Source organism: Orbaceae bacterium lpD02, from assembly GCA_036251875.1.
Classification (GTDB): Bacteria; Pseudomonadota; Gammaproteobacteria; order Enterobacterales; family Orbaceae; genus Orbus; species Orbus sturtevantii.
In genome coordinates this window covers 2,180,428-2,205,186 of record CP133960.1, presented here as the reverse complement: position 1 = coordinate 2,205,186, position 24,759 = coordinate 2,180,428, and the positions used below count along the sequence as shown (strand labels likewise).

Here is a 24,759-nt window from a genome sequence, read left to right as displayed (position 1 = left end):
ACAAGAGAAGAAAAGGCATCGTAAGGCACCCTTTTCATCCCTTATCATTATAAATCTAACCTATTTAATAACCTTAGCAACCACACCCGCACCAACAGTACGTCCGCCTTCACGAATAGCAAAACGTAAACCATCTGCCATCGCGATTGGGTGAATTAATGATACAACCATCTTGATATTATCGCCTGGCATTACCATCTCTACGCCTTCTGGTAAAGTGATTGTTCCTGTTACGTCTGTCGTTCTGAAGTAGAACTGTGGACGGTAACCTTTGAAGAATGGAGTATGACGTCCGCCTTCTTCTTTGCTTAGGATATACACTTCTGATTCGAAATCAGTATGTGGTGTGATTGAACCTGGTTTCGCAAGCACTTGACCACGCTCGATATCTTCACGCTTAGTTCCGCGTAATAAAACACCAACGTTTTCACCTGCTCGGCCTTCGTCAAGTAATTTACGGAACATTTCAACACCTGTACATGTCGTTTTTACTGTGTCTTTGATCCCAACGATTTCAACTTCTTCACCAACTTTTACAATTCCGCGCTCTACACGACCAGTTACTACTGTTCCACGACCTGAAATTGAGAATACATCTTCAATTGGTAGTAGGAAAGGTTTATCGATATCACGCTCTGGCTCTGGGATGTAAGAATCTAAGTAACCTGCTAATTCAATGATCTTTTCTTCCCACTCTGCTACGCCGTTTAACGCTTGTAACGCTGAACCACGTACTACTGGTGTATCATCACCTGGAAAATCGTATTGAGATAGAAGCTCACGTACTTCCATTTCAACTAATTCTAATAACTCGTCATCATCAACCATATCACATTTGTTTAAAAATACGATGATGTAAGGAACACCTACTTGACGACCTAATAAGATATGCTCACGAGTTTGTGGCATTGGACCATCTGTTGCTGCTACAACTAAAATAGCACCATCCATTTGCGCCGCACCAGTGATCATGTTTTTAACATAGTCAGCATGGCCTGGGCAGTCTACGTGTGCGTAGTGACGAGTCGGTGTATCATATTCAACGTGTGATGTATTGATTGTAATACCACGTGCTTTTTCTTCTGGTGCATTATCGATTTGATCGAATGCGCGTGCGTTACCACCGTATGTCTTTGCTAATACTGTCGTGATAGCCGCAGTTAAAGTTGTTTTACCATGGTCAACGTGGCCGATTGTACCTACGTTAACGTGGGGTTTTTTACGTTCAAATTTTTCTTTAGACATTTATTGTCCCTCTAATTTAATACAAATCGGTGCCAAAACACCACATTAACTTTGTATTATATGCTTTTTGAGATGATTAAAAACTCATTCAATGCAAATAATACTGACTTTAAAAATCAGCTCTGAATGATAGCAGATAAGTGCACCTTTTTACAAGTTTTATAGTCAGGAACTCACTAAATAATTTGTTTCAGTAACACTGAAAAAATTTAACTATTATCTACTCAAAAATAAAGGCTGGAGATGAATTTTTAATACCAATGAGTGGTGCTGATAGGCAGATTCGAACTGCCGACCTCACCCTTACCAAGGGTGCGCTCTACCAACTGAGCCATATCAGCATTGGAGCGGGCAGCGGGAATCGAACCCGCATCATCAGCTTGGAAGGCTGAGGTAATAGCCATTATACGATGCCCGCATGTTCAAAATATTTGGCTGACAAAATGCTTGAAAATAACACCTGAAATTTAGATTCAACACTTAGTTAGCTGCGATAAAATAGAACTGGCTATTTTGAATTCTATTTTATTTAAACGTTTAAATTAAATGGTGGTGGGGGAAGGATTCGAACCTTCGAAGTGTGACACGGCAGATTTACAGTCTGCTCCCTTTGGCCGCTCGGGAACCCCACCCCGAAACTTCAATTAATTTACTTAGGACTAATGGTGCCGGCTGCCGGAATCGAACTGGCGACCTACTGATTACAAGTCAGTTGCTCTACCTACTGAGCTAAGCCGGCCTGCCTAAGTGCTGCGCATTGTAGGCTATATTGCCCCCCCTTGGCAAGCAAAAAAAAACATTTTCATTTTATTTGCTTAAAAAAAAAACAAAAAATCCTCCCTTTGTAGATTATGAATTTAAATCGTACAAAAAAAACTTCAACTTAGAGCCTCCCATTTTTTTTAACTTCATATTTAATAATAAGTTTATTTTTTTAACAAAAATTATGACTTCTATTCGAAATTTTCTTAAATAATCGAGAAAAATATAGTGAAAAAAATAATTTTATTGCCACATTGTCTACACACCATGTTTTATCTCTATTATTTAGCTAAAATTAATAATAAAAAACTCGCTTAAACGCGAGTTTCAGATTGTTGACAAAGAACTCGCTTTTTAGCGAGTTTTTTGATCTAATAGTGTGGTGTGTAACTATCAAAGGTATGTCCCGATGCTTAGAAAACCGACACCAGCAACCCCTGAAAAAATAGAACAAATATCGCTCGAAGCCCTTGTTCCTCAAAACCACCTTGTCCGTAAAATTGCTAAGATTATTGATTTCGAATTTATTCGTGATGCAGTGGCGTCCCTTTATTGTAAGGATAATGGACGCCCGGCAGAAGATCCCGTCAGATTATTCAAAATTATGTTATTAGGTTATCTTTTCGGCATTCCCAGTGAGCGGCGATTGGTGCAAGAAATACAGGTTAACTTAGCTTATCGTTGGTTTTTGGGGATGGGATTAACCGAAAAAGTGATTGACGCGTCAACCCTAAGCCAAAATCGTCGACGTCGATTTAATGATAGTGACATTTATCAACAGATTTTTGATAATATTGTCGAGCAAGCTATCGCGAAAGGCTTAATTAGCGGCCGTATCTTATATTCGGATAGCACGCATCTTAAAGCCAGTGCCAATAAGGGAAAAGCATGTAATGAAAAGCGTATTATTGAGCCGAGCCAATATATTAATGAGTTAAATAAAGCAATTGAGGAAGAGCGGGCTACACATGGAAAAAAGCCTTAGCGCCAAGGACGGAAACACGGTATAAAGCAATTAAAATCAGCACCACCGACCGAGAAAGCGGTTTTATGCATCGGGAAGGCAAACCTAAAGGGTTCTTTTATCTTGACCACCGAACGGTTGATGGTAAACATAATCTAATTACCGATACGCATGTTACGGCGGGAAATGTTCATGATTCTCAACCTTATCTTGCTCGGCTCAAACGGCAGGTCACTCGGTTTAACTTTGCGCCTGTTGGTGTGGGTCTTGATGCGGGGTATTTTACCGCCCCTATTTGCCATTTATTGTTAGCTGAGCAGATATATCCAGTAATCGGTTATCGCAGGCCGAATCACGGTGCGAATGCCATACGAAAACGGCAGTTTATTTATGATAGTCAACGCGATACCTATACCTGCCCCAATGGGCAATCACTGATTTATAAAACGACAAGTCGAGAAGGTTACCGTCATTATCATTCTAAAGCAGGTGTTTGCAAGCAGTGTCCGTTATTATCACAGTGTACACAAAGTAAAAATAGTCTGAAAATCATTACTCGCCATATCTGGGAAGCCGATAAAGAAAAAGCGAATGATATTCGTCTAAGTAAATGGGGTAAAAAAGTTTATGCGAGACGAAAAGAGACCGTCGAGCGAAGTTTTGCTGACGCCAAACAACATCATGGACATCGTTATGCGAGATTTAGAGGGCTTGCTAAGGTTCAAATGCAGTGTTTGTTAGCCGCAACAGCACAAAATATAAAGAAAATAGCGCTAAAGCTATTTTTATTGCTCTATTTTAGGTCACTTTTGAATGGATTTAATAAAATTTCAATTAAAAATCGTATTTATGGCTAAAATAAAAAAATAAACCCCGAATAATATCGAGGTTTGTCAACAATCTGAAACTCGCTTAAATGAAGTGACCCCCAATAGTTGGACACTTTGGTTAAGTAGCTCGTAAGGTCTGGTTTCGGTATTCTACCGGAGTCAGGCCGTTTAATTTAACTTTAATCCGTTTCGTGTTGTAGTATTCTATATATTCTTCTATTTTTTCAATCAATTCATCGGCATCTTTAAAATGTTGCCCATGATACATTTCTGATTTTAATAGTCCAAAAAAGTTTTCAGCAACAGCATTATCTAAGCAATTTCCTTTTCTCGACATACTTTGCTTTATACCATTATCAGCGAGTTGCTTCTGATAAATGGGATTTCTATATTGCCAGCCTTGGTCACTATGTAGTAAGAGCCTTTGTTTGTTTTTTAATCGTGACAGTCCTTTTTTAAGCATATCGGTGACTAAAGTCAACCGTGCATTTTTAGCTATACTATAAGCAATCACTTCTTGGTTGTATAAATCAATAATGGGCGATAGATAAATTTTCTGTTCACTTACTTTAAATTCTGTGACATCGGTTACCCATTTTTTATTCGGTTTTGAAACGTTAAATTTTCTTTTAAGATGATTGGGGGCTGCTTTACCTATCTCACCACGATAAGAGCGATACTTTTTGACCCTTACTGTCGATTTAAGATTAAGCTCTCCCATTAATCGCTGTACTGTTTTATGATTGAGCTGACTCCCTTCATTCATTAAAGCTAAATGAACACGGCGATAACCATAACGTCCTTTATGTTCATGGTAAATCGCTTCAATACGCTTTAATTCCTTCTCATAAGGAGATGGCTCTTTCAACCTGTTAACATGATAATAAAATACACTTTTTGCCAGCTGTGTTACTGACAGCAAATACTTTAAAGGATGTTGAGATTTAAGTGCTAAAACAACTAACGTTTTTTCTTTGTTTGTTGACGTTTTGTTTGTCTTAGCTCCTCCAACTTTTTTAGAACAGCGTTTTCCGCTTGTAAATAAGTTATCTCTTCTTTTAATTCTTCAACTGTTTTTTCATCATTACAATGAGTCGATGCAATACGTGATGGCTTCATGGATAGTCTTCCTCTAGATTGATGTGCAAGCTCGACGAATCCTTTTTCACGGTATCTATTAAGCCAAGCTGACAAAATCCCTGGCGAGACTAAATTAAGCATGGCACTCGTGTACCTGAGAGACCAGTCATTTGCCCACATTAACTCCAGCGCTTGTAATCTTGCTTGCGCATCACGTAAATGCGATGTTGGTTGAAAAGAGTCATTACTATGAATCGCGACCACTTGCCCCCAATACCTTATTTGGCTAGAACATATAGAATATTTTTTCGAAAGTATTTCCGATGATACTCCTGATAAGAATTCATTAGCAATGCTAATTTTTAAATTTCGACTGTATTTTGACATAAAAAGACCCCCAGTAATTGGTTGTCCAACTATTGGGGGTCACTTCATAAATGCGAGTTTTTATATGGTATCTTAACCCCCTTTATTATTGGGGGGGTTGTGGCATAATAATATAGTTTATTATATTATTTTTTCTTAGCTACTTTCCGTTCAGCTTTCACTTTCGCCGCACCCTTGGCCGCTGTTTTAATTGCAACATCTTCGCTAATATCACCTTTATCTTGATAAGGTCTTCCATAATAAGTATCAAGAAGGATCTGCTTTAGTTCCGCAATTAAAGGATAACGGGGGTTTGCCCCTGTACATTGGTCATCAAATGCATCTACAGCTAATTGATCGACTTGCGCAAGGAATGCTTTTTCACTGACGCCAAAATCTTTAATTGAGAAAGGTATGTCGAGATCAACTCTTAGTTTATCCAACCAACCAATCAGTTTCTCAACTTTCTTCTCTGGTTTATCAGTGGATGATGTTAAACCTAAGTGATCCGCTATTTCAGCATAACGATTAACCGCTTGTGGATGACCATATTGACTGAAAGTACCTTGTTTAGTTGGCTTATTGGTCGCATTAAAGCGTACTACATTAGAGATAAGCATTGCATTCGCAACACCATGAGGAACATGGAATGCAGCACCGATTTTATGAGCCATTGAGTGGCAAACACCCAAGAATGCTTGAGCAAAAGCAACGCCTGCTAATGTTGCCGCACTATGCACTTTTTCACGCGCAACAGGATTTTTTGCCCCTTCTTTATAACTAGCAGGTAAGTAAGCTTTAAGTAAACTTAATGCTTGTAATGCTTGACCGTCAGAAAACTCACTTGCCATAACTGAAACATAGGCTTCTAAGGCATGAGTTACCGCATCGTAACCACCTGCTGCACAAAGTGATTTAGGCATATTCATCACTAAATTAGCATCAACAATTGCCATATTTGGGGTAATAGCATAATCAGCTAGCGGGTATTTTTGACCTGTAGCATCATCTGTTACAACCGCAAATGGGGTAACTTCCGAACCTGTACCCGATGTTGTAGTGACACAAATTAGTTTTGCTTTTTGCCCCATATTTGGGAAATGGCACGTACGTTTACGAATATCCATAAAACGTAACGCTAATTCGTCAAACTTAGTTTCAGGGTGTTCATAAAGAACCCACATAATTTTTGCCGCATCCATTGGTGAACCGCCACCTAATGCGATAATAGTATCGGGTTTAAACGAGATCATGGCATCGGTGCCTTTACGCACAACGCTTAGGGTTGGATCAGCTTCAACATCAAAAAATGTTTCGCAAATGATACCTTGTGCTTCCATTTGATCAGTAATTTGTTTTGAATAACCATTATTGAATAAGAATTTATCAGTAACAACAAATACACGTTTAGCACCCTGCTCAATAACCTCATTTAATGCAATAGGTAATGAACCTCGTTTAAAATAAATAGAACTTGGTAATTTATGCCATAACATATTTTCTGCTCTCTTAGCGATAACTTTTTTATTGATTAAGTGTTTTGGTCCCACATTTTCAGATACAGAGTTTCCACCCCATGATCCACACCCTAATGTTAAAGACGGCGCTAAATCAAAATTATATAAATCGCCAATACCACCGTGTGCAGCAGGTTGATTAATTAGTATGCGACAGGTTTTCATTTTGCTACCAAAGTAGGCAATACGATCACGGTTAGTATCTTGATCGGTATAGAGTACTGATGTATGACCAAGCCCACCCATTTCGACTAGTTTTTCTGCTTTATCAACTGCTTCCGCAAAATCTTTTGCTTTAAACATGGCAAGTGTTGGTGAAAGCTTTTCATGAGCAAAAGGTTCCGACAAATCAACTTTGGTAACCTCCCCGACAAGAACTTTAGCAGCGGAAGGAACCTTAAAGCCAGCCAATTCAGCAATTTTTGCTGCCGGTTGACCAACAATATTAGCATTTAAAGCACCTTTATCGTTTAAAATGATCCCTTGAACAGCTTTAGTTTCTTTTGCATCAAGAATATAAGCACCATACTCACCAAGCAAGCGACGGACTTCATCGTATACAGAATCAACAACAACAATCGCTTGCTCCGACGCACAAATCATTCCGTTATCGAACGTTTTAGACATTAATACAGAAGCCACTGCGCGTTTTAAGTCAGCAGTTTCATCAATGATGACAGGTGTATTACCCGCCCCAACGCCTAATGCTGGCTTACCTGAACTATAAGCAGCTTTAACCATTCCTGGTCCTCCCGTTGCTAAAATTGCAGCGATATCAGGATGATGCATCAGTCCATTTGATAGTTCAATAGAAGGTTGGTCAATCCAACCGATAATATCTTTTGGCGCGCCAGCTTTAACCGCGGCATCAAGCACAATACGAGCAGCCTCAATTGTTGAGCTTTTAGCGCGTGGATGAGGTGAAAAAACAATCGCATTACGAGTTTTCAAGCTAATTAATGATTTAAAAATTGCGGTTGATGTTGGGTTGGTTGTTGGTACGATCCCACAAATAATCCCTAGTGGCTCTGCGATAGTGATTGTTCCAAACGTCTCATTTTCGGCAATAACGCCACACGTTTTATCATTGCGGAATTTATTTAAAATATATTCTGCAGCAAATAAATTTTTGATTACTTTATCTTCAACAATCCCCATTCCAGATTCTGCTACAGCTTGCTGCGCTAAAGGAATCCGAGCAGCGGCAGCGGCGGTTGCTGCTGCGACAAAAATTTTATCTACCTGCTCCTGAGTAAATGTTGCGTAGACTTCTTGTGCTTTTTTTACTCTTGTGATTAGCTTATCTAACTCAGCTAAGTTAGTAACTGCCATATGACTATCTCCTAGTTTTAATTTTAAAGTTTAAGTTTAAATTTGGTCGTCTTTTCTAGCGTTTTTCGCATGTTTATCATTATTCTTTTTTTACGTTTAGACTGTGGCTAGTATCCTAGATCAGTTTATATTTGGATTCAATACTCATAACCAAACAAGGCACAATTTGTAAGGTGGATTCAATAAATTTGATAGTTTATTTATACAATAATTATGTAGGGAAATAACTAAATTTCAAGGGGGAGAAAATTAATATAATTTGGCAAGAGTAATTTATAAAATTAAATTATATAGATACACTATCATTTATATAACAATTAATTATTTTAATAATTTATCTAGCACATAGCTTACAGCAACAAAACCAAATGTCGCAGTGACATTTGTTATAGCGCCAAAACCAGAAGCACAATCCATTTTTTTCGATCCTTCAGCTTGATTTTTGATCAAACAAACTTCGCCATTAGCGGCAGGGTAAGTAAGTTGCTCGGTTGAATAAACGCAAGGAATACTATATTTTCCTTTGCTATCTTTTGTTAGTTTGTACTCACCTTTTAATCTTTCGCGCAACTTAGCTAATAAAGGGTCTTGAATGGTTTTAGCTAAATCCGCAATATTAATTTTGGTCGGATCTTTTTGACCACCAGCACCACCAATTGTAATAATTTTTAATTTGCTACGTCTGCAGTGCGCCAAAACAGCAGCTTTAGCACGTACACTATCAATAGCATCGATGATAAAATCATATTTAGGCATAGCTTTAGTCCCTAAATATTCACTCACATTACTTTGGTTAATGAAATCATCAATACAACTAACTCGACATTCAGGATTAATCTGGTTGATTCGTTCTGCCATAAGGTCTGTTTTAGCTCGACCAATATTCTGTTTTAGTGCGTGAATTTGTCGATTGGTATTCGTGATGCAAATGTCGTCGAGATCAATTAAGGTAATATATCCGATCCCACTACGAGCCAAAGATTCAGCAGCCCAAGACCCAACACCTCCGATACCAATGACACAGATTTTTGCTTGTTGAAAATGGGTCAGTGCATTCTCGCCATACAGGCGGGCAATTCCACTAAAACGTTGTCGATAACTATCAGAAAATACAGTATTCATCTTGAGTAAAAATATTAGAATTAAACGCTAGAAAAGGTAGATCATACTATCAGCGATACCCATTCGATGCAACCTCACCCCTAATTGTAAGCAACCATAAAAACTAATGCTATCTTTTAGTTAAAGTATTCGATTTGTATGAAATTTGAATAGAAAAAAACCGCACACGGCGGTTTATATCAAATAAAAATAACCTAGCTATTCACTCCAGTTATCACGAAGCCCTACTGTGCGATTAAAAACAAGATTCCCTTCTTTCGCATATTTACTATCTAAACAGAAATAGCCCTCTCTTTCAAACTGATAAGCAAACTCGGCTTTGCTATCACGTAAACTTGGCTCAACAAATCCTCTTTTAATCGCTAATGATTCAGGGTTAATCGTCGCTAGAAAGTTCTCGGCAGCACTCGGGTTTGGCATGCTGAATAAACGATCATAAAGGCGAATTTCAGCAGGTAGTGCAAATTTAGCTGAAACCCAATGAATAACACCTTTAATTTTACGCCCATCCTCAGGGTTTTTATTTAGTGTGCTAGGGTCATATGAACAGTAAATCGTGTTAATATTGCCTGCGTTATCTTTTTCAACACGATCAGCTCGAATAACATAAGCATTGCGTAAACGGACTTCTTTACCTAATACTAAACGTTTGTAATTTTTATTCGCCTCTTCGCGAAAATCGGCACGATCGATATATAGTTCTCGAGTAAATGGAACATTACGCGAGCCTAATTCTGGACGATTAGGGTGATTTGGCATCATAAGAATTTCATCTAATGAATCAGAGAAATTTTCAATAATAATTTTAACCGGATCGATTACTGCCATGGCTCTCGGTGCGTTTTCGTTAAGGTCTTCTCGCACACAAAACTCTAACGCGCTCATTTCTACTGTATTTTCTTGTTTCGTAATGCCTATTCGTTGGCAAAACTCACGAATTGACGCAGCTGAATAGCCTCGACGGCGCATGCCTGATACTGTTGGCATCCGAGGGTCATCCCAACCATCAACGATATTTTCTGTTACTAATAAGTTAAGTTTACGCTTTGAGGTTATTGTGTATTCTAAATTGAGACGCGAAAATTCGTATTGATGAGGACGAGAGGAAATCGTAATATTATCAAGGACCCAATCATATAGACGACGATTATCTTGGAACTCTAATGTACACAACGAGTGAGTGATATTTTCAATCGCGTCAGAAATACAATGGGTAAAATCGTACATTGGATAAATACACCATGTATCTGCGGTCTGATGATGATTGGCAAATTTTATTCGATATAAGACAGGATCTCGCATAACAATAAATGGTGAAGCCATATCAATTTTAGCTCGCAAGCAAGCTGTACCTTCAGCTAATTCACCATTTTTCATTTTATTAAATAGCGATAAATTTTCATCGATACTACGATCGCGATACGGGCTATTCTTACCTACTTGCGTTAGTGTTCCACGATACTCTCGGATCTCGTCAGCGGATAACTCATCAACATATGCAAGGCCTTTTTGTATGAGTTCGATAGCATATAGAAATAGTTGTTCAAAATAGTCTGATGAGTAACGAACCTCGCCATCCCACTGAAACCCTAACCATTGAACATCGTTTTTAATCGATTCTACATATTCCACATCTTCTTTAACAGGATTAGTATCATCAAAACGCAAGTTGCATTTACCACGATAATCTTGAGCAATACCAAAATTCAAGCAAATTGCCTTAGCGTGACCTATGTGCAAATACCCGTTTGGTTCTGGAGGAAAGCGCGTTTGAATCGTTTGATATTTACCTTCAGCCAGATCGTTATCAATAATTTGACGAATAAAGTTTGTTGGACGAGCTGCAACTTCGATATCGCTCATAAAATTCCCCTAAATCTCAATTTAAATTGCTTGTTCGTATGTTTAAAACTATAGCGAGTGAATATAACAAATTTTTTACTATTCGTGAATGCTATTAATCACAATTATCTAAGCTAAATAAAGATAAAAATTATATGGTTATAAATCACACTATTTATTGTCTCAAAAATAATACTATTGATATTTCAAACAATTAAATATTATCAATAAGTTAAGTTATAGTTTGTCTGTTAAAAATCATTATAATGAGCAGCGTTTTATCAATTAAGAATAATCTGAGCTCAGCATGTCAAAAAGAAAAGATCATAATTTCAGTCAAGAAGCCGTACCACTATCAGCTAAAAAAAACGTTATTTCATTAACATTTATTATGTTAAGTCTAACGTTTTTTTCTGCTAGCATGTGGGCTGGAGGAACGTTAGGAACAGGTTTAACATTTAGTGACTTCTTTTTAGCCCTTTTTATTGGCAATTTGCTGCTAGGGCTCTATAGCGCAATACTCGGTTACATTGGCGCAAAAACAGGATTTTCGACCCATCTATTAGCTCGATTTTCCTTTGGCAGAAAAGGTTCTTGGCTACCCTCTTTTCTATTAAGTGCGACACAAATTGGTTGGTTTGGTGTTGGATTAGCTATGTTCGCATTCCCTGTAAGCAAAGCAACAGGGCTCAATGAGTATCTGCTTATTGGTTTGTTTGGTATCTTAATGACCATCACCGTCGCGTTTGAAGGGATTAAAGCTTTACTTTATTTATCGATTATTGCGGTTCCTGCTATTGGTGTTTTAGGCTGTTATTCTGTTAGGATTGCAATAATTGATTCTGGAGGAATAAGTGCGTTAATCGATATGGCGCCAAGTAATCCATTATCGTTTTCTACTGCGCTCACCATTGTAGTTGGTTCTTTTATTAGCGCCGGAACACTAACCGCCGATTTTGTTCGGTTTGGTAAAAAAGCTAGACATGTTTTTATTATTATTATCATCTCTTTTTTACTCGGTAATTCATTAATGTTTATTTTCGGTGCTGCAGGAGCGGCATCCGTTGGTCAAGCTGATATATCTGACGTGATGATCGCCCAAGGCTTATTAATTCCGGCAATTATTGTACTGGGACTCAATATTTGGACGACCAATGATAATGCACTGTATGCATCAGGGCTTGGAATGGCCAATATCACGGGTCTATCGAGTAAAACCATGTCAATGATAAATGGTATTATTGGTACACTTTGTGCGGTATGGCTATATAATAATTTTGTCGGTTGGCTAACCTTTTTATCAACCGCAATCCCGCCGATTGGGGGGGTTATTATCGCAGATTATGTTATAAACAAAAAACGCTATCAATCGTTAGTTAATGGGAGTAGAAGAAAAATTAATTGGGTTGCCATCGTAGCTGTTGCAGTTGGCATTTTATGCGCTAAATTATTGCCAGGCATTGTTCCTATTAATTCAGTGCTTGGTAGCGCAATAAGTTATATAATTATCAATCCACTTGCGCGAAGAATTGGAATTTCCAGAGGTCGAAAATGAATTCAAAAATAGCATTTATTATTGGTAATGCTCGCCTACCAAACCGAGATGGTTTATGGCAAATAGAAATAATTAATGGAAAATTTGGTGCAATATCAGAACAGATACAAAAAATGGCGTATGATCTTGATGCGAATGGAGGACTTGTTATACCACCATTTATTGAACCACATATTCATTTAGACACAACACAAACAGCAGGACAACCTGCTTGGAATCAATCAGGAACATTATTCGAAGGGATCGAGCGTTGGACTGAACGTAAAAAAATGCTCAGCCATGATGATGTAAAAAATAGAGCGTTAAAGACATTGCAATGGCAAATCGCTAATGGTATCCAGTATGTGAGAACTCATGTTGATGTATCCGACCCGTCATTGGTAGCCTTAAAAGCAATGCTAGAGGTTAAACAAGAAATTTCCCCTTGGATTGATTTGCAAATAGTTGCGTTCCCACAAGAAGGCATTTTGTCTTATCCCAATGGTAAAGCACTATTGGAAAAAGCGATTGAATTAGGTGCTGATGTTATCGGTGCTATCCCCCATTTTGAATTTACACGTGAATACGGCATTGAGTCATTACATTTTATTTTTGAACTGGCCAAAAAGTATAACCGATTGATAGATGTACACTGCGATGAGATAGATGACGAGCAATCTCGATTTGTCGAAACTGTTGCGGCATTAGCGCATAAATATGAAATGGGCAATCAAGTTACCGCAAGTCATACAACAGCAATGCACTCTTATAATGGAGCCTACGCTTCTCGTTTATTTAGAATATTAAAACTCTCCGGCATTAATTTTGTTGCCAATCCCCTTGTGAATATTCACCTGCAAGGACGTTTTGATACTTACCCTAAACGTAGAGGTATTACACGCGTTAAAGAGCTTTTAGAAGCAGGAATCAATGTCTGTTTTGGCCATGATGATGTCTTTGACCCTTGGTACCCACTTGGTACCGCAAATATGTTACAAGTACTACATATGGGGCTGCATATTTGTCAATTAATGGGCTATGAGCAATTAAATCAAAGCTTAGATCTGATTACCACAAATAGCGCAAAAACATTGAATATTTCCGATAAAAAATATGGTGTTCATACTGGTCATGATGCTAACTTAATTATTCTAGCGGCTAATAGCGGGTTTGATGCAGTTCGCAGGCAAACGCCGATTCTGTATTCTATTCGCCACGGCAAAATTATCTCTAGAACTGAGCCTGCGAAACATTATATTATTGCGGAGCAAGAAAAAGTGGTAACATACAACTGAGCGTAAATATATTATATACGTATAAGTTTTTTATTTTAAATAACCAAAACAGCCACATAAAGGAGCTTTCTGTGGTAACAATTAGTAATATCTTAGGAGTAATTAGTGAACAAACGTATCATTTTTTCGTTAACAATTAGTACCGCTTTAATTATTGCATCGATTCCGGCACAAGCTACGCCAATTTCGGTGGGAATGGGTGCTAGTTGGACTGATTCACCATACAAAGGGTATGGCGCGGTATATTATCCTCTACCTCATATTGCATTTTCCAATGAGGTATTTTTTATTAATAACTTCACTGCGGGTGCTTATGTCTACTCTGATGACAATCAGAAAGTGTCCCTGGGGGTAAGTTATCTTCCATTAGAGTTCAAAACTAAAGATACTGACAACGCTCAAATGAAACAACTCAATAAACGTCGCTCCACTCTTTTGGCTGAAGCACGGTATACACTTTCAACTGGATTTGGTAATTTTGCTACGAGCATTGGTGCAGATATTCTAAACGAAAGTAATAGCGTTTTAATTAATGCGAGTTATGCCTATGTATTCTCAGGTGATAAATGGGCAATAGAACCACGTGTTGGAATTAACTGGGCAAATGATAAAAATAACGACTATTATTATGGTGTCTCCCACAGTGAATCAGTTCGCTCTGGTCTTGCTTATCACGACGCCAAGAGCTCCTTTACACCTTATGTGTCATTAGTTGGAAGTTATGCGTTGACCCAAAATTTTGGAGCATATTTAGGTGCTCGAGTGGATAAGTTAACTGGTGATGTAAAAAATAGTCCAATGATAGCTAACAGTACTGTTCCAAGTATTTTTGCTGGTATCACATATAGTTTTTAGTGTTATTTTACTTTGCAGCAAAGTGAACTCATAATTTACGATGCTCGTTTTAGTTAAAAGCTACGAGCATGTTAAAAAATAATATTTACTAAGGAAGACCTATCAACATGCTTTGGTTTAAAAATGCGATTGTTTATCAACTCAATAAAGATAATCTTCTCGATAAGAAAATCGTCGAACAAGCTATTAATGCTTGTCCGTTCACTCCTTGCGGTAATACTGATAGCACAAAATCAGGTTGGGTTTCGCCTTATGGTGAACATGGCGATAATTCACTAATGATCGATATTAATAACCAATTATTGTTACGCTTAAAGAAAGAAACTAAAATATTACCTTCATCTGTGATTAAGCAAACCTTAGCAGATAAAATAACGGTACAAGAAAATGCGCTAGGCCGTCAATTAAAAAAAACCGAAAAGCAGTCATTAAAAGATGAAGTTTTTATCGATTTACTACCTAGAGCCTTCAGTAAATATCAATTTTTTTGGCTATGGATCGATACCCAAGCAAAAAGAGTAATTGTTGATAGTGCCAGTTTTAAACAAGCAGAAGATATTCTTGCCTTATTAAGAAAAGAAATGGGCAGCCTATCTATTTCACCATTGTCAAGTGAGATACCATTAGATAAAACCATGACTGAATGGGTTCGAGACACAAAACAATACCCACCTATTCAGCTAGGTAATGAGATAGAGCTAAAAGATGTATTAGAAGATAATCAGATTGTCCGCTGTAAAAATCTAGAAATAGATAGTAATGAAGTATTAGTACATATTGATGCTGGCAAGCAAGTTAATAAGTTAAATCTCATTGATGAGAGAGGTGTTTCATTTATCTTAAATAAAGATTACACGTTAAAAAGAATTAAATTTGATAGCACTGTTGCTGATAAAAATGACGATTTCATGCCAGAAGAAAAAGACAAAAAGCTTGAAGCTGACTTTGTTATTATGACAAAAATACTATCTGATACATTTAATGCATTGATTAAAATCACTAATTAGCGTAACATAAAAAAATTTAGTATACTAATTAAAATATGATTCTTCAAAGTAAGATGATGAATTATCTATAGCAATGCAAATGGGACATGGTATACTAAGTAAGTATTTCTATGTATAGTTATAATAAAAGACAGAAAGAAAGCATTATTTTTAGCAGTTTAATGTTGAACTGTTAGAAGTAATTATCAACACAAAATTAAGTTGAGGGACAAAATGAAAAAAACAACTTTAGCGCTAGCAGTGGCAATCGCTAGCCTTACATCAGTAGCTAATGCTGCATTACCAGATGATACTTTCTATACTGGTGCTAAATTAGGCTGGTCAAAATTCTACGACACCCACGCTGATCGTGTAGATGGCGCAACTAAAGCATCATCGAACAATGTTGGTGGCGGTGCATTCGTTGGTTTCCAAGCTAATCCATACCTTGCTTTTGAATTAGGTTATGATTGGTTAGGAAATGTTAAATACAAGACTAGCGGTGAAAAACTAACTGCTCACGGAGCATCTTTTACAGGTAAATTAAGTTACCCGATCTCTTTCATTACTGATGATTTAGATATGTATGCTCGTGCTGGTGCTTTTGTTAGTACTGCTCGTTGGAAAGCTGATGGCGAAAAACACAGCAATACAGACGTATCTCCTGTATATGCATTAGGTTTTGATTATCGTCTAAATCAAGATTTTTCTACTCGTTTAGAATATCAATGGGTTAACCATATCCGTACTGATAGCAATATCAATCCAGATAATGGTATGCTTACACTTGGTGTAACTTATAGTTTAGGTTCTCCTAGTGTACCAAAAGCTTCAGAGTTAGAAGTACGTGAAAACCGTTATGTATTAAACGAAGATATTCTCTTCTCTTATTCAAAAGCAGATATCAAACCTGAAGGTCAAGCTTCATTAGATGAATTAGTTAAAACTTTAGTTAAATTAAATCCATCTGAAAGCGCAATCATCGTTATTGGTTATACTGATCCGATTGGTTCAAATAGCTATAATTTAAAACTGTCTGAACAGCGCGCTAAAGCGGTAATGAACTACTTAGAGTCTAGAGGCGTTCCTGCTGGCTTAATCTCTGCACGTGGTGATGGTAAATCAAATTCTGTGACTGGTGATAAATGTAATGCACTTAAAGGCGCAGAACTTAGAGAGTGTTTCGCTCCAGATCGTCGCGTTGAGATCCAAGTTCAAGCAACAACAATTCAGGAAGTTTTAGTTTCTGAACAAAAGACTAATACTAAATAATAATCTTAGTATTAACTTTTATTTTTTAAATAACCCGGTGAATGCGCCGGGTTTTTATTGATTATTAATACATATGAATTACAATAACCAGTATAATACTCATATCTTATAAAGTTTTGTCTATAAAATAGGTAAAATCAGATAAATTACTTTTTTTATTCACAGTAAGTACTTATTATTCATTTTATCCTGTGGGTAATTAGATATATTCAGAAATATTTGGAGATCCGGTGTCTATAATGGTCTGGCAAAAATGTTTATCTCAATTACAAGAAGAGCTAACAGCAACAGAGTTTAATTTATGGATTAGGCCTCTTCAAGTTGAAAAAGAAGATGATAAGTTTTATCTTTATGCGCCTAATCGTTTTGTCCAAGATTGGGTCAAAAATAAATATCTCGCTAAAATATCACTACTATTAAGCCAACTGCTTGATGTTGAATCGCCAAAAATTTTGATTCAAGTCGGAGCGCCAAAGCGCCAAAATGAAGTGATTCGAAAAATAGAATTAGTAGCAGAGAAAGAAAAACCACTCGCAGCCAGTGAGCCTAAATGGAAAACGAAAAAACACGATGAAAGCATCGTCTATCTTTCTGGCATTAATCCTAGATACACTTTTGATAGTTTCGTTGAAGGAAAATCAAACCAACTTGCAAACGCAGCGGCAAAACAAGTAGCTGAAAATCCGGGGAAAGCATATAACCCACTCTTTATTTATGGCTCAACAGGACTAGGGAAAACACATTTACTTCACTCTGTTGGTAATCAAATTTTACAAAGTAAAAGTAATGCGAAAGTTATTTATATGCATTCAGAACGCTTTGTACAAGATATGGTAAAAGCTTTACAAAACAATGCAATTGAGGACTTCAAAAGTTACTATCGTTCTGTTGATGCATTGTTAATTGATGATATTCAATTTTTTGCTAATAAAGAACGCACACAGGAAGAATTTTTCCATACTTTTAACACGCTTTTAGAAGGCAATCAGCAAATTATTTTAACCTCGGATAGATATCCAAAGGAAATAGATGGCGTAGAAGACCGCTTAAAATCTCGTTTTGGCTGGGGTCTTACTGTCGCAGTAGAACCTCCAGAACTAGAAACGCGAGTGGCAATATTAATGAAAAAAGCCGATGAAAATAATATTCGTCTCACCGAAGAGGTTGCGTTTTTCATTGCTAAGCGACTACGTTCAAATGTTAGAGAACTTGAAGGCGCTTTAAATCGGGTAATAGCTAATGCTAACTTTACTGGCAAATCGATTAGTATCGATTTTGTTAAAGACGCATTAAAAGACTTACTTGCTTTGCAAGAAAAACTCATTACTATTGAAAATATTCAAAAAACTGTGGCAGAATATTATAAAATAAAAGTTTCGGATCTGTTGTCTAAAAGGCGCTCCCGTTCAGTCGCACGTCCAAGACAGGTAGCGATGGCTTTAGCGAAGGAACTTACTAACAAAAGCTTGCCCGAAATTGGTGATGGCTTTGGTGGAAGAGATCATACCACGGTTTTACATGCGTGCCGAAAAATCGCTGAATTGAGAGAAGAAAGTAATGATATTAAAGAAGATTACTCTAATTTAATTCGCACCCTTTCAACATAATTATTCTTTAACTGAAGCAAAATATCATGAAATTTATTATTGACCGTGAAAAATTGATAAAACCGCTGCAACTTGTCAGTGCTCCTCTGAGTAGTCGCCCTACACTACCGATTTTAGGTAACTTGTTGCTACAAGTTAGTGATAACACTTTATCGATGACAGGAACCGATCTTGAAATCGAAATGATTGCCAGGATAGCACTTACTGAAGCAAATGAATCGGGTACCACAACAGTGCCTGCCCGCAAGTTTTTGGATATTTGTCGAAGCCTACCCAACGATGCGCAACTCTCAATTGCTCTAGATGATAGTCGTTTAACTATTCAATCAGGTAGAAGCAAATTCTCCCTATCAATATTGCCCGCTAGCGATTTCCCTAATTTAGAAAATTGGCAATATGACGCTGATTTCTCAATTCCGCAAAAGACGCTAAAACAATTGATCGATTCCGTCCAGTTCTCAATGGCAAATCAAGATGTACGATACTATCTTAATGGAATGTTATTTGAGATTGAAAATGACTCACTAAAAACTGTCGCAACAGATGGACACCGATTAGCTGTGTGTGCATTACCTATTGGGCAAAATATTCCAACAACGACTTCTGTTATTATGCCAAGAAAAGGTGTCCTAGAATTAGCTAAGCTTGTTGGCGATAGCGATGAGCTAATCAATATTCAAATAGGCAACAATAACTTACGCGTTAACTTAGCTGATTTGACTTTTACCTCGAAATTGATTGATGGTCGATTTCCTGATTATAAAAAAGTACTCCCACGTAATCCAGATAAAACGTTGGATGCTTCATGTGAAGAACTTAAAAATGCACTATCTCGTGCAGCTATTTTGTCCAATGAAAAATTTAAAGGAATTCGCCTTTATATTGACAATAACCAAATCAAAATTACTGCAACCAATCCAGAGCAAGAAGAAGCGGAAGAAATGGTAGACGTAGCGTACTGTGCAGAACCGTTAGAAATTGGCTTCAATGTCACATACCTACTTGATATTTTAAATACATTAAAATGTGACACGATACAGATACTACTATCAGACTCAACATCAAGCGTGCAAATTGAAGATATCAATAAACAAGCGGCGACGTATGTCGTAATGCCAATGCGTCTATAAATTAAAATTGACCTATTGGAACATGATGATGCAATAGGTCTAGCAAATAATCATATGACTATCGCTAAACTAAATATTCACGACTTTCGTAATATTCACACTGCTAACATTTCACCATCGCCAAAATTTAATTTTATTATTGGTGATAACGGTAGCGGAAAGACTAGTTTTCTTGAGGCGATTTATATGTTAGGACATGGTCGAGCCTTTCGTCACCAATTATCAAATCGAATCATTCAGCATGACAAACCACAATTAGTATTATTTAGTGAAATTATATCGTCAGTAAATAAGACTCATACTATTGGTTTATCTAAAGCCCGCAATGGTGATAATAAAATAAAAATTGATAATGATGAGGGATTTAAACTAGCTGAACTAGCAAAACTATTGCCGATGCAGTTAATCACACCAGAAGGGTTTGACCTACTTATTGGTGGACCGAAATATCGCAGGGCTTTTATTGATTGGGGCTGCTTTCACCATTATGGTGAATTTATTACTTTCTGGAATAATCTTCGTCGATTACTCAAACAGCGTAATGCCTTACTCAAACGTGCCAACAATTATGAACAATTAAAACCATGGGACAAAGAATTAGTACCAGTTGCAAATCAGATAAGCCTCATTCGCAATGCTTATATTAAACAAATTCATGATGAAATAATAAAAACAAGTCATGACTTTTTACCTGAATATGAATTAGATTGCCAATTCTATCAAGGCTGGGAGTCATCGCTTGATTATGCACAACTATTGGCTGAGAATTTTGAACGAGATAAACTATTTAGCTATACAACAGTCGGACCACATAAAGCCGATCTTAAATTGCGCATAAATAGTACTCCTGTTGAAGTGTTATTCTCGCGAGGACAATTGAAACTATTAATGTGTGCCCTAAGACTTGCACAAGGTGAGTTTTATGCCAAGCATAATAATCAAGCTTGTTTATACTTAATTGATGACTTTGCATCAGAATTAGATCTATCAAAACGAGCCCTGCTTGCTAAGCGTTTAAAATTGACCGACTCGCAAGTTTTTATCAGTGCCGTCGATCAAGAACAAATTCAACCAATGATTGACGAAAATGATAAGATTTTTTACATAAGATCTGGTATAATCTCAGAATAATTTTATGGCTATTTAGTTAAATGATGTTCTAGCGAGAAATACATGTCTAATTCTTATGATTCCTCAAGTATAAAAGTGCTAAAAGGGCTTGATGCTGTCCGTAAACGTCCAGGTATGTATATCGGTGACACTGATGACGGTACTGGTTTACACCACATGGTTTTTGAAGTTGTCGATAATGCTATCGATGAAGCCCTTGCTGGCTATTGCCATGATATTCAAGTCACCATCCATACTGATAATTCAGTATCGGTACGTGATGATGGTCGAGGTATTCCAACAGGAATTCATGAGGAAGAAGGGGTATCTGCTGCCGAAGTCATTATGACGGTACTGCATGCTGGCGGTAAATTTGATGATAACTCTTATAAAGTGTCGGGCGGTTTGCATGGTGTTGGCGTCTCAGTGGTAAATGCCTTATCAGATAAACTGGAGTTAACTATCTACCGCGATAGTAAAATACACCAACAGATTTATAGCCTTGGCGTACCTCAAATGCCATTATCCGTTATTGGTGAGACTACAGAAACTGGAACTTATGTTCGCTTCTGGCCTAGCGCGCAAACATTTACTAATATTGAGTTTATTTATGAGATCCTAGCTAAACGTTTAAGAGAACTCTCGTTTTTAAATTCAGGTGTTTCGATTAAACTATCAGACGAACGCAGTGGTAAGAATGAGCATTATCATTACGAAGGTGGCATACAAGCATTCGTTGAGTACCTCAATAAAAACAAAAACCCAATTCATCCTAAAATTTTCTATTTTAGTGCTGAAAAAGATGATATTGGCGTAGAAGTTGCTCTTCAGTGGAATGATGGTTATCAGGAAAATATTTACTGCTTTACCAATAATATTCCTCAGCGCGATGGGGGAACTCATCTTGCTGGATTTAGAGGTGCAATGACTCGTACTCTAAACACTTACATGGATCATGAGGGATACAGCAAAAAAGCTAAAGTCAGCGCAACAGGCGACGATGCTCGCGAAGGCTTGATTGCGGTTGTATCCGTGAAAGTGCCTGATCCTAAATTTTCGTCACAAACTAAAGATAAACTGGTGTCATCAGAAGTAAAATCAGCGGTAGAATCGATTATGGCTGAAAAGCTATCCGAATATTTACTAGAAAATCCATCTGATGCTAAAATTGTCGTTGGTAAAATTATTGATGCGGCAAGAGCAAGAGAAGCTGCTCGTAAAGCGCGAGAAATGACTCGTCGTAAAGGGGCTTTAGATTTAGGAGGGTTACCTGGAAAACTGGCTGACTGTCAAGAAAAAGACCCTGCTCTATCTGAACTATACTTAGTCGAAGGAGACTCAGCTGGAGGTTCTGCAAAACAGGGGCGTAATCGAAAAAACCAAGCTATTTTGCCATTGAAAGGTAAAATATTAAATGTTGAAAAAGCCCGGTTTGATAAAATGCTCTCTTCACAAGAAGTTGCCACATTAATCACCGCTCTAGGCTGCGGTATTGGTCGTGATGAATATAATCCGGATAAAATGCGTTACCATAGCATCATTATTATGACCGATGCAGACGTAGATGGTTCACATATCCGTACGCTATTATTAACTTTCTTCTATCGTCAAATGCCTGAAATCATTGAGCGAGGGTACGTCTATATTGCACAGCCACCACTTTATAAAGTTAAAAAAGGCAAACAAGAGCAATACATAAAAGATGACGATGCGATGACTGAATACCAAATCGCCTTAGCCCTTGAAGGAGCATCACTACACGTTAATAATCACGCCCCGGCACTCGCTGGAGAGCCATTAGAAAAACTAATCGCTGAATATCAAAAAACAGAGAAATTAATTAATAAAATGGAACGTCGCTATCCTAAAGCGTTACTTTGTGATTTGATTTACCATAAAATTTTAACTCAAGAATTAATGCAAAATCAGTCTTTAACTGAAGTGTGGACTAAAGATCTTATTGATAAACTAACCGCAAAAGAGCAACATGGAAACCTTTATCATTATGAAATTGAATATAATGAAGAAAAAAAATATTATATTCCTGTAATTAAAATCAGAACGCATGGTGTAGATAACCGCTATTATTTGGACCTCGCATTTGCTCATAGTAATGAGTATAAAAATATCTGTCATTTAGGTACTCAATTACAAGGTCTAATTGAAGAAGATGCATTTATACAGCGAGGTGAAAGGAAAGAGGCAATTGCGAGCTTTGAAGGTGCTGTTGACTGGCTAGTAAAAGAGTCACGTAGAGGTCTAACTATCCAGCGCTATAAAGGTCTTGGTGAAATGAACCCTGAACAGCTTTGGGAAACAACCATGGATCCAACTAGTCGAAGAATGTTACAAGTTACAATTAGAGATGCGATTGCAGCCGATCAATTATTCACAACATTGATGGGCGATGAAGTTGAACCAAGACGTGCATTCATCGAAGAGAATGCACTGAAAGCATCAAATTTAGATTTTTAATTAATTTATTTGTCGGATGTCGGCTCCGGAAATTAGTGAAATTGTCGGATCCGGTAATTAATGAAAAAATTCCGGTCAGAGTGAAATAAAATCCGGTAATTACTGAAATATCAAACCAGACAAAATGTCTGGTTTTTTTTAAATAGAATCTTATCTTTTCGTTAAAACTTTTTATGCCCCATCTATAAAATGAGCATATGAATTATAATCCTAATGCGTACTTAATTAATTGCTTTTTAACTAACGGAGTGGCGTTAATAATGTTCATTCCAAGCGCTCTTACTTGCTTTTTAAAAAATGATGAACCATCAAACATGTCTTGAATTATTCGCATTGCACTAAGCATAGCAAGCGTATCCTTGTTACGTGCTAATTGATAATGACAATATAAAGATTTGAGACCAAAATCTTTGCCAGCTAAATAGTTTTCACTTAAAATATCAGTTAATAATTTAGAGTCTTCAAGCCCCAAATTAAAGCCTTGCCCGGCTAATGGGTGGATAGTATGAGCTGCATCCCCAATTAATATTAACCTATTATGTACCGTTTCTGGGCAGAAGCGAGCGATCAAAGGGTATTCTAAACGCTCATTAACAACTTCACATGCTCCGAGTATATTATCTGTCATATCAGTTAATCTACGATTAAATGAGGCATCATTCATTGTTAATAAATTAGAAGCTTCTAAAGGCTTTGCCGACCAAACTAAACAGCTCATGTTATGCTGCCATAATGGTAAAAAAGCAATAATGCCATCCTTATAAAAAATTTGCCTCGCACAAGATTGATGAGCATGCTCAGTTTTTACAGTCGTAATGACGGCATGATGAAGATAAGGGCGTTGCAATAAAGTCATATTTTGTTTTTGTCTTACCAAAGAGCTGGCACCGTCAGCAGCAATAATAAGCTTCGCGGAAATCTGTTTATTGTTTTCGAGTATAACAAATCCACGATCGGTGCTAAAAAAAATATTATTCACTTTATCGTGTAAAAAATGAATATTTGGTTTCGTCGCAGCATGCTTATATAAAACATCTTGAATAACTTGATTTTCAATAATATAACCAAAGTTATCATATTGATAATTTGAATTTTCTGCTGTTAAGTGTGCTTTGCTTTGCCTTTCTCTGACTTCAATAGAATTAAATGCCAGAACTCGGCCTGTTTTTTCAAGTATCTCCCATACGCTCATTTGTGCGAAATATTGTTGGCTTGCTGAATTTATCGCTGAAGCTCTAACTGCAATTTTATTATCAAGGAGTAGTCGATCAAAATAAGTTTTATTTTCAATGATCGCAATATTTATTGAAGTGCTAGATAAAGCACATGCTGTTGCAAGACCAACCATTCCAGCCCCGACAATAACAACGTCAAAATCAATCACACTAGCCTCTACTTATTCGTTAAAATATGTATGAAGCATACCATACTTTAA

At 37.1% G+C, this 24,759-nt stretch carries 17 protein-coding genes and 4 tRNA genes; 10 read left to right on the top strand and 11 right to left on the bottom strand.

All coding sequences use genetic code 11. The features are described from left to right. Nucleotides 1-60: 60 nt before the first annotated feature. From tuf to RHO12_09695, 5 genes are all read right to left on the bottom strand, one after another. Nucleotides 61-1,245, bottom strand: a complete 1,185-nt coding sequence (gene tuf, locus RHO12_09715; GenBank protein ID WVD65646.1) for an elongation factor Tu — start codon at nt 1,243-1,245, stop codon at nt 61-63. 265 nt (nt 1,246-1,510) lie between these two features. Further along, nucleotides 1,511-1,586, bottom strand: a tRNA-Thr gene (locus RHO12_09710). A 2-nt stretch (nt 1,587-1,588) separates the two neighbouring features. Then, nucleotides 1,589-1,663: transfer RNA gene (locus RHO12_09705), tRNA-Gly, on the bottom strand. Between the two features lie 129 nt (nt 1,664-1,792). Next, a tRNA-Tyr gene (locus tag RHO12_09700) sits at nt 1,793-1,877 on the bottom strand. 31 nt (nt 1,878-1,908) lie between these two features. Then, nucleotides 1,909-1,984 (bottom strand) — tRNA-Thr (locus tag RHO12_09695). 432 nt (nt 1,985-2,416) lie between these two features. On the opposite strand from RHO12_09695, the gene RHO12_09690 reads away from it, so the two are divergent. Beyond that, nucleotides 2,417-3,828 (top strand): IS1182 family transposase gene (locus RHO12_09690; protein WVD65645.1). Its coding sequence is split into 2 segments (ribosomal slippage): nt 2,417-2,990 and nt 2,990-3,828, totalling 1,413 coding nucleotides; the frame shifts between segments, so codons are not numbered across the junction. A gap of 91 nt (nt 3,829-3,919) precedes the next feature. Here the strand turns inward: RHO12_09690 and RHO12_09685 are convergent. From RHO12_09685 to glnS, 5 genes are all read right to left on the bottom strand, one after another. After that, entirely contained in the window at nt 3,920-4,864 is a 945-nt protein-coding gene (locus RHO12_09685) for an IS3 family transposase (GenBank protein ID WVD67400.1), read from the bottom strand. Continuing rightward, nucleotides 4,762-5,268 (bottom strand): helix-turn-helix domain-containing protein, encoded by a 507-nt coding sequence (locus tag RHO12_09680; protein WVD65644.1) that lies wholly within the window; start codon nt 5,266-5,268, stop codon nt 4,762-4,764. Before RHO12_09680 ends, RHO12_09685 begins: the two co-directional genes overlap by 103 nt. Nucleotides 5,269-5,393: 125 nt before the next feature. Then, nucleotides 5,394-8,096 carry a bifunctional acetaldehyde-CoA/alcohol dehydrogenase gene (gene adhE, locus RHO12_09675; protein ID WVD65643.1) on the bottom strand — a complete coding sequence of 901 codons (2,703 nt, stop codon included), beginning with the start codon at nt 8,094-8,096 and terminating at the stop codon, nt 5,394-5,396. 321 nt (nt 8,097-8,417) lie between these two features. Next, entirely contained in the window at nt 8,418-9,218 is an 801-nt protein-coding gene (tcdA, locus tag RHO12_09670) for a tRNA cyclic N6-threonylcarbamoyladenosine(37) synthase TcdA (GenBank protein ID WVD65642.1), read from the bottom strand. Between the two features lie 198 nt (nt 9,219-9,416). Then, the gene (gene glnS, locus RHO12_09665; GenBank protein WVD65641.1) at nt 9,417-11,081 is read right to left on the bottom strand and encodes a glutamine--tRNA ligase; all 1,665 of its coding nucleotides are present in this window, start codon (nt 11,079-11,081) and stop codon (nt 9,417-9,419) included. Nucleotides 11,082-11,367: 286 nt separating this feature from the next. Here glnS and codB point away from each other — a divergent pair, with 286 nt between their 5' ends. The 9 genes from codB (at nt 11,368) to gyrB (ending at nt 23,324) form a co-directional block, all read left to right on the top strand. Next, nucleotides 11,368-12,615, top strand: a complete 1,248-nt coding sequence (gene codB / locus RHO12_09660) for a cytosine permease (GenBank protein ID WVD65640.1) — start codon at nt 11,368-11,370, stop codon at nt 12,613-12,615. After that, complete coding sequence (locus RHO12_09655) at nt 12,612-13,889, top strand: cytosine deaminase (GenBank protein ID WVD65639.1); 1,278 nt, start codon at nt 12,612-12,614, stop codon at nt 13,887-13,889. Before codB ends, RHO12_09655 begins: the two co-directional genes overlap by 4 nt. A gap of 105 nt (nt 13,890-13,994) precedes the next feature. Continuing rightward, complete coding sequence (locus RHO12_09650; protein ID WVD65638.1) at nt 13,995-14,744, top strand: MipA/OmpV family protein; 750 nt, start codon at nt 13,995-13,997, stop codon at nt 14,742-14,744. Nucleotides 14,745-14,851: 107 nt separating this feature from the next. Next, nucleotides 14,852-15,751: a recombination-associated protein RdgC gene (locus RHO12_09645; GenBank protein ID WVD65637.1), complete on the top strand. Its 900-nt coding sequence runs from the start codon at nt 14,852-14,854 to the stop codon at nt 15,749-15,751. A 213-nt stretch (nt 15,752-15,964) separates the two neighbouring features. Beyond that, nucleotides 15,965-17,002 (top strand): porin OmpA, encoded by a 1,038-nt coding sequence (gene ompA / locus RHO12_09640; GenBank protein ID WVD65636.1) that lies wholly within the window; start codon nt 15,965-15,967, stop codon nt 17,000-17,002. A 239-nt stretch (nt 17,003-17,241) separates the two neighbouring features. After that, nucleotides 17,242-18,609 (top strand): chromosomal replication initiator protein DnaA, encoded by a 1,368-nt coding sequence (dnaA, locus tag RHO12_09635; GenBank protein ID WVD67399.1) that lies wholly within the window; start codon nt 17,242-17,244, stop codon nt 18,607-18,609. 26 nt (nt 18,610-18,635) lie between these two features. Continuing rightward, entirely contained in the window at nt 18,636-19,739 is a 1,104-nt protein-coding gene (gene dnaN, locus RHO12_09630) for a DNA polymerase III subunit beta (GenBank protein WVD65635.1), read from the top strand. A gap of 54 nt (nt 19,740-19,793) precedes the next feature. Continuing rightward, on the top strand, nt 19,794-20,870 hold the full coding sequence (gene recF / locus RHO12_09625) for a DNA replication/repair protein RecF (GenBank protein ID WVD65634.1): 1,077 nt from the start codon (nt 19,794-19,796) through the stop codon (nt 20,868-20,870). Nucleotides 20,871-20,912: 42 nt separating this feature from the next. Then, a complete protein-coding gene (gene gyrB, locus RHO12_09620; GenBank protein WVD65633.1) occupies nt 20,913-23,324 on the top strand; it encodes a DNA topoisomerase (ATP-hydrolyzing) subunit B in 2,412 nt (803 codons plus the stop codon). 202 nt (nt 23,325-23,526) lie between these two features. Here gyrB and RHO12_09615 read toward each other — a convergent pair whose 3' ends face one another. Next, nucleotides 23,527-24,708, bottom strand: a complete 1,182-nt coding sequence (locus RHO12_09615; GenBank protein ID WVD65632.1) for an FAD-dependent monooxygenase — start codon at nt 24,706-24,708, stop codon at nt 23,527-23,529. Nucleotides 24,709-24,759 lie beyond the last annotated feature (51 nt).

Bases quoted from the DNA above. Each gene is read 5' to 3' on its own strand.
- tuf (WVD65646.1), bottom strand. From the start codon at position 1,245: ATGTCTAAAGAAAAATTTGAACGTAAAAAACCCCACGTTAACGTAGGT.
- tcdA (WVD65642.1), bottom strand. From the start codon at position 9,218: ATGAATACTGTATTTTCTGATAGTTATCGACAACGTTTTAGTGGAATT.
- dnaN (WVD65635.1), top strand. From the start codon at position 18,636: ATGAAATTTATTATTGACCGTGAAAAATTGATAAAACCGCTGCAACTT.
- RHO12_09655 (WVD65639.1), top strand. From the start codon at position 12,612: ATGAATTCAAAAATAGCATTTATTATTGGTAATGCTCGCCTACCAAAC.
- gyrB (WVD65633.1), top strand. From the start codon at position 20,913: ATGTCTAATTCTTATGATTCCTCAAGTATAAAAGTGCTAAAAGGGCTT.
- codB (WVD65640.1), top strand. From the start codon at position 11,368: ATGTCAAAAAGAAAAGATCATAATTTCAGTCAAGAAGCCGTACCACTA.
- ompA (WVD65636.1), top strand. From the start codon at position 15,965: ATGAAAAAAACAACTTTAGCGCTAGCAGTGGCAATCGCTAGCCTTACA.
- adhE (WVD65643.1), bottom strand. From the start codon at position 8,096: ATGGCAGTTACTAACTTAGCTGAGTTAGATAAGCTAATCACAAGAGTA.
- recF (WVD65634.1), top strand. From the start codon at position 19,794: ATGACTATCGCTAAACTAAATATTCACGACTTTCGTAATATTCACACT.
- glnS (WVD65641.1), bottom strand. From the start codon at position 11,081: ATGAGCGATATCGAAGTTGCAGCTCGTCCAACAAACTTTATTCGTCAA.
- RHO12_09645 (WVD65637.1), top strand. From the start codon at position 14,852: ATGCTTTGGTTTAAAAATGCGATTGTTTATCAACTCAATAAAGATAAT.
- RHO12_09680 (WVD65644.1), bottom strand. From the start codon at position 5,268: ATGTCAAAATACAGTCGAAATTTAAAAATTAGCATTGCTAATGAATTC.
- dnaA (WVD67399.1), top strand. From the start codon at position 17,242: ATGGTCTGGCAAAAATGTTTATCTCAATTACAAGAAGAGCTAACAGCA.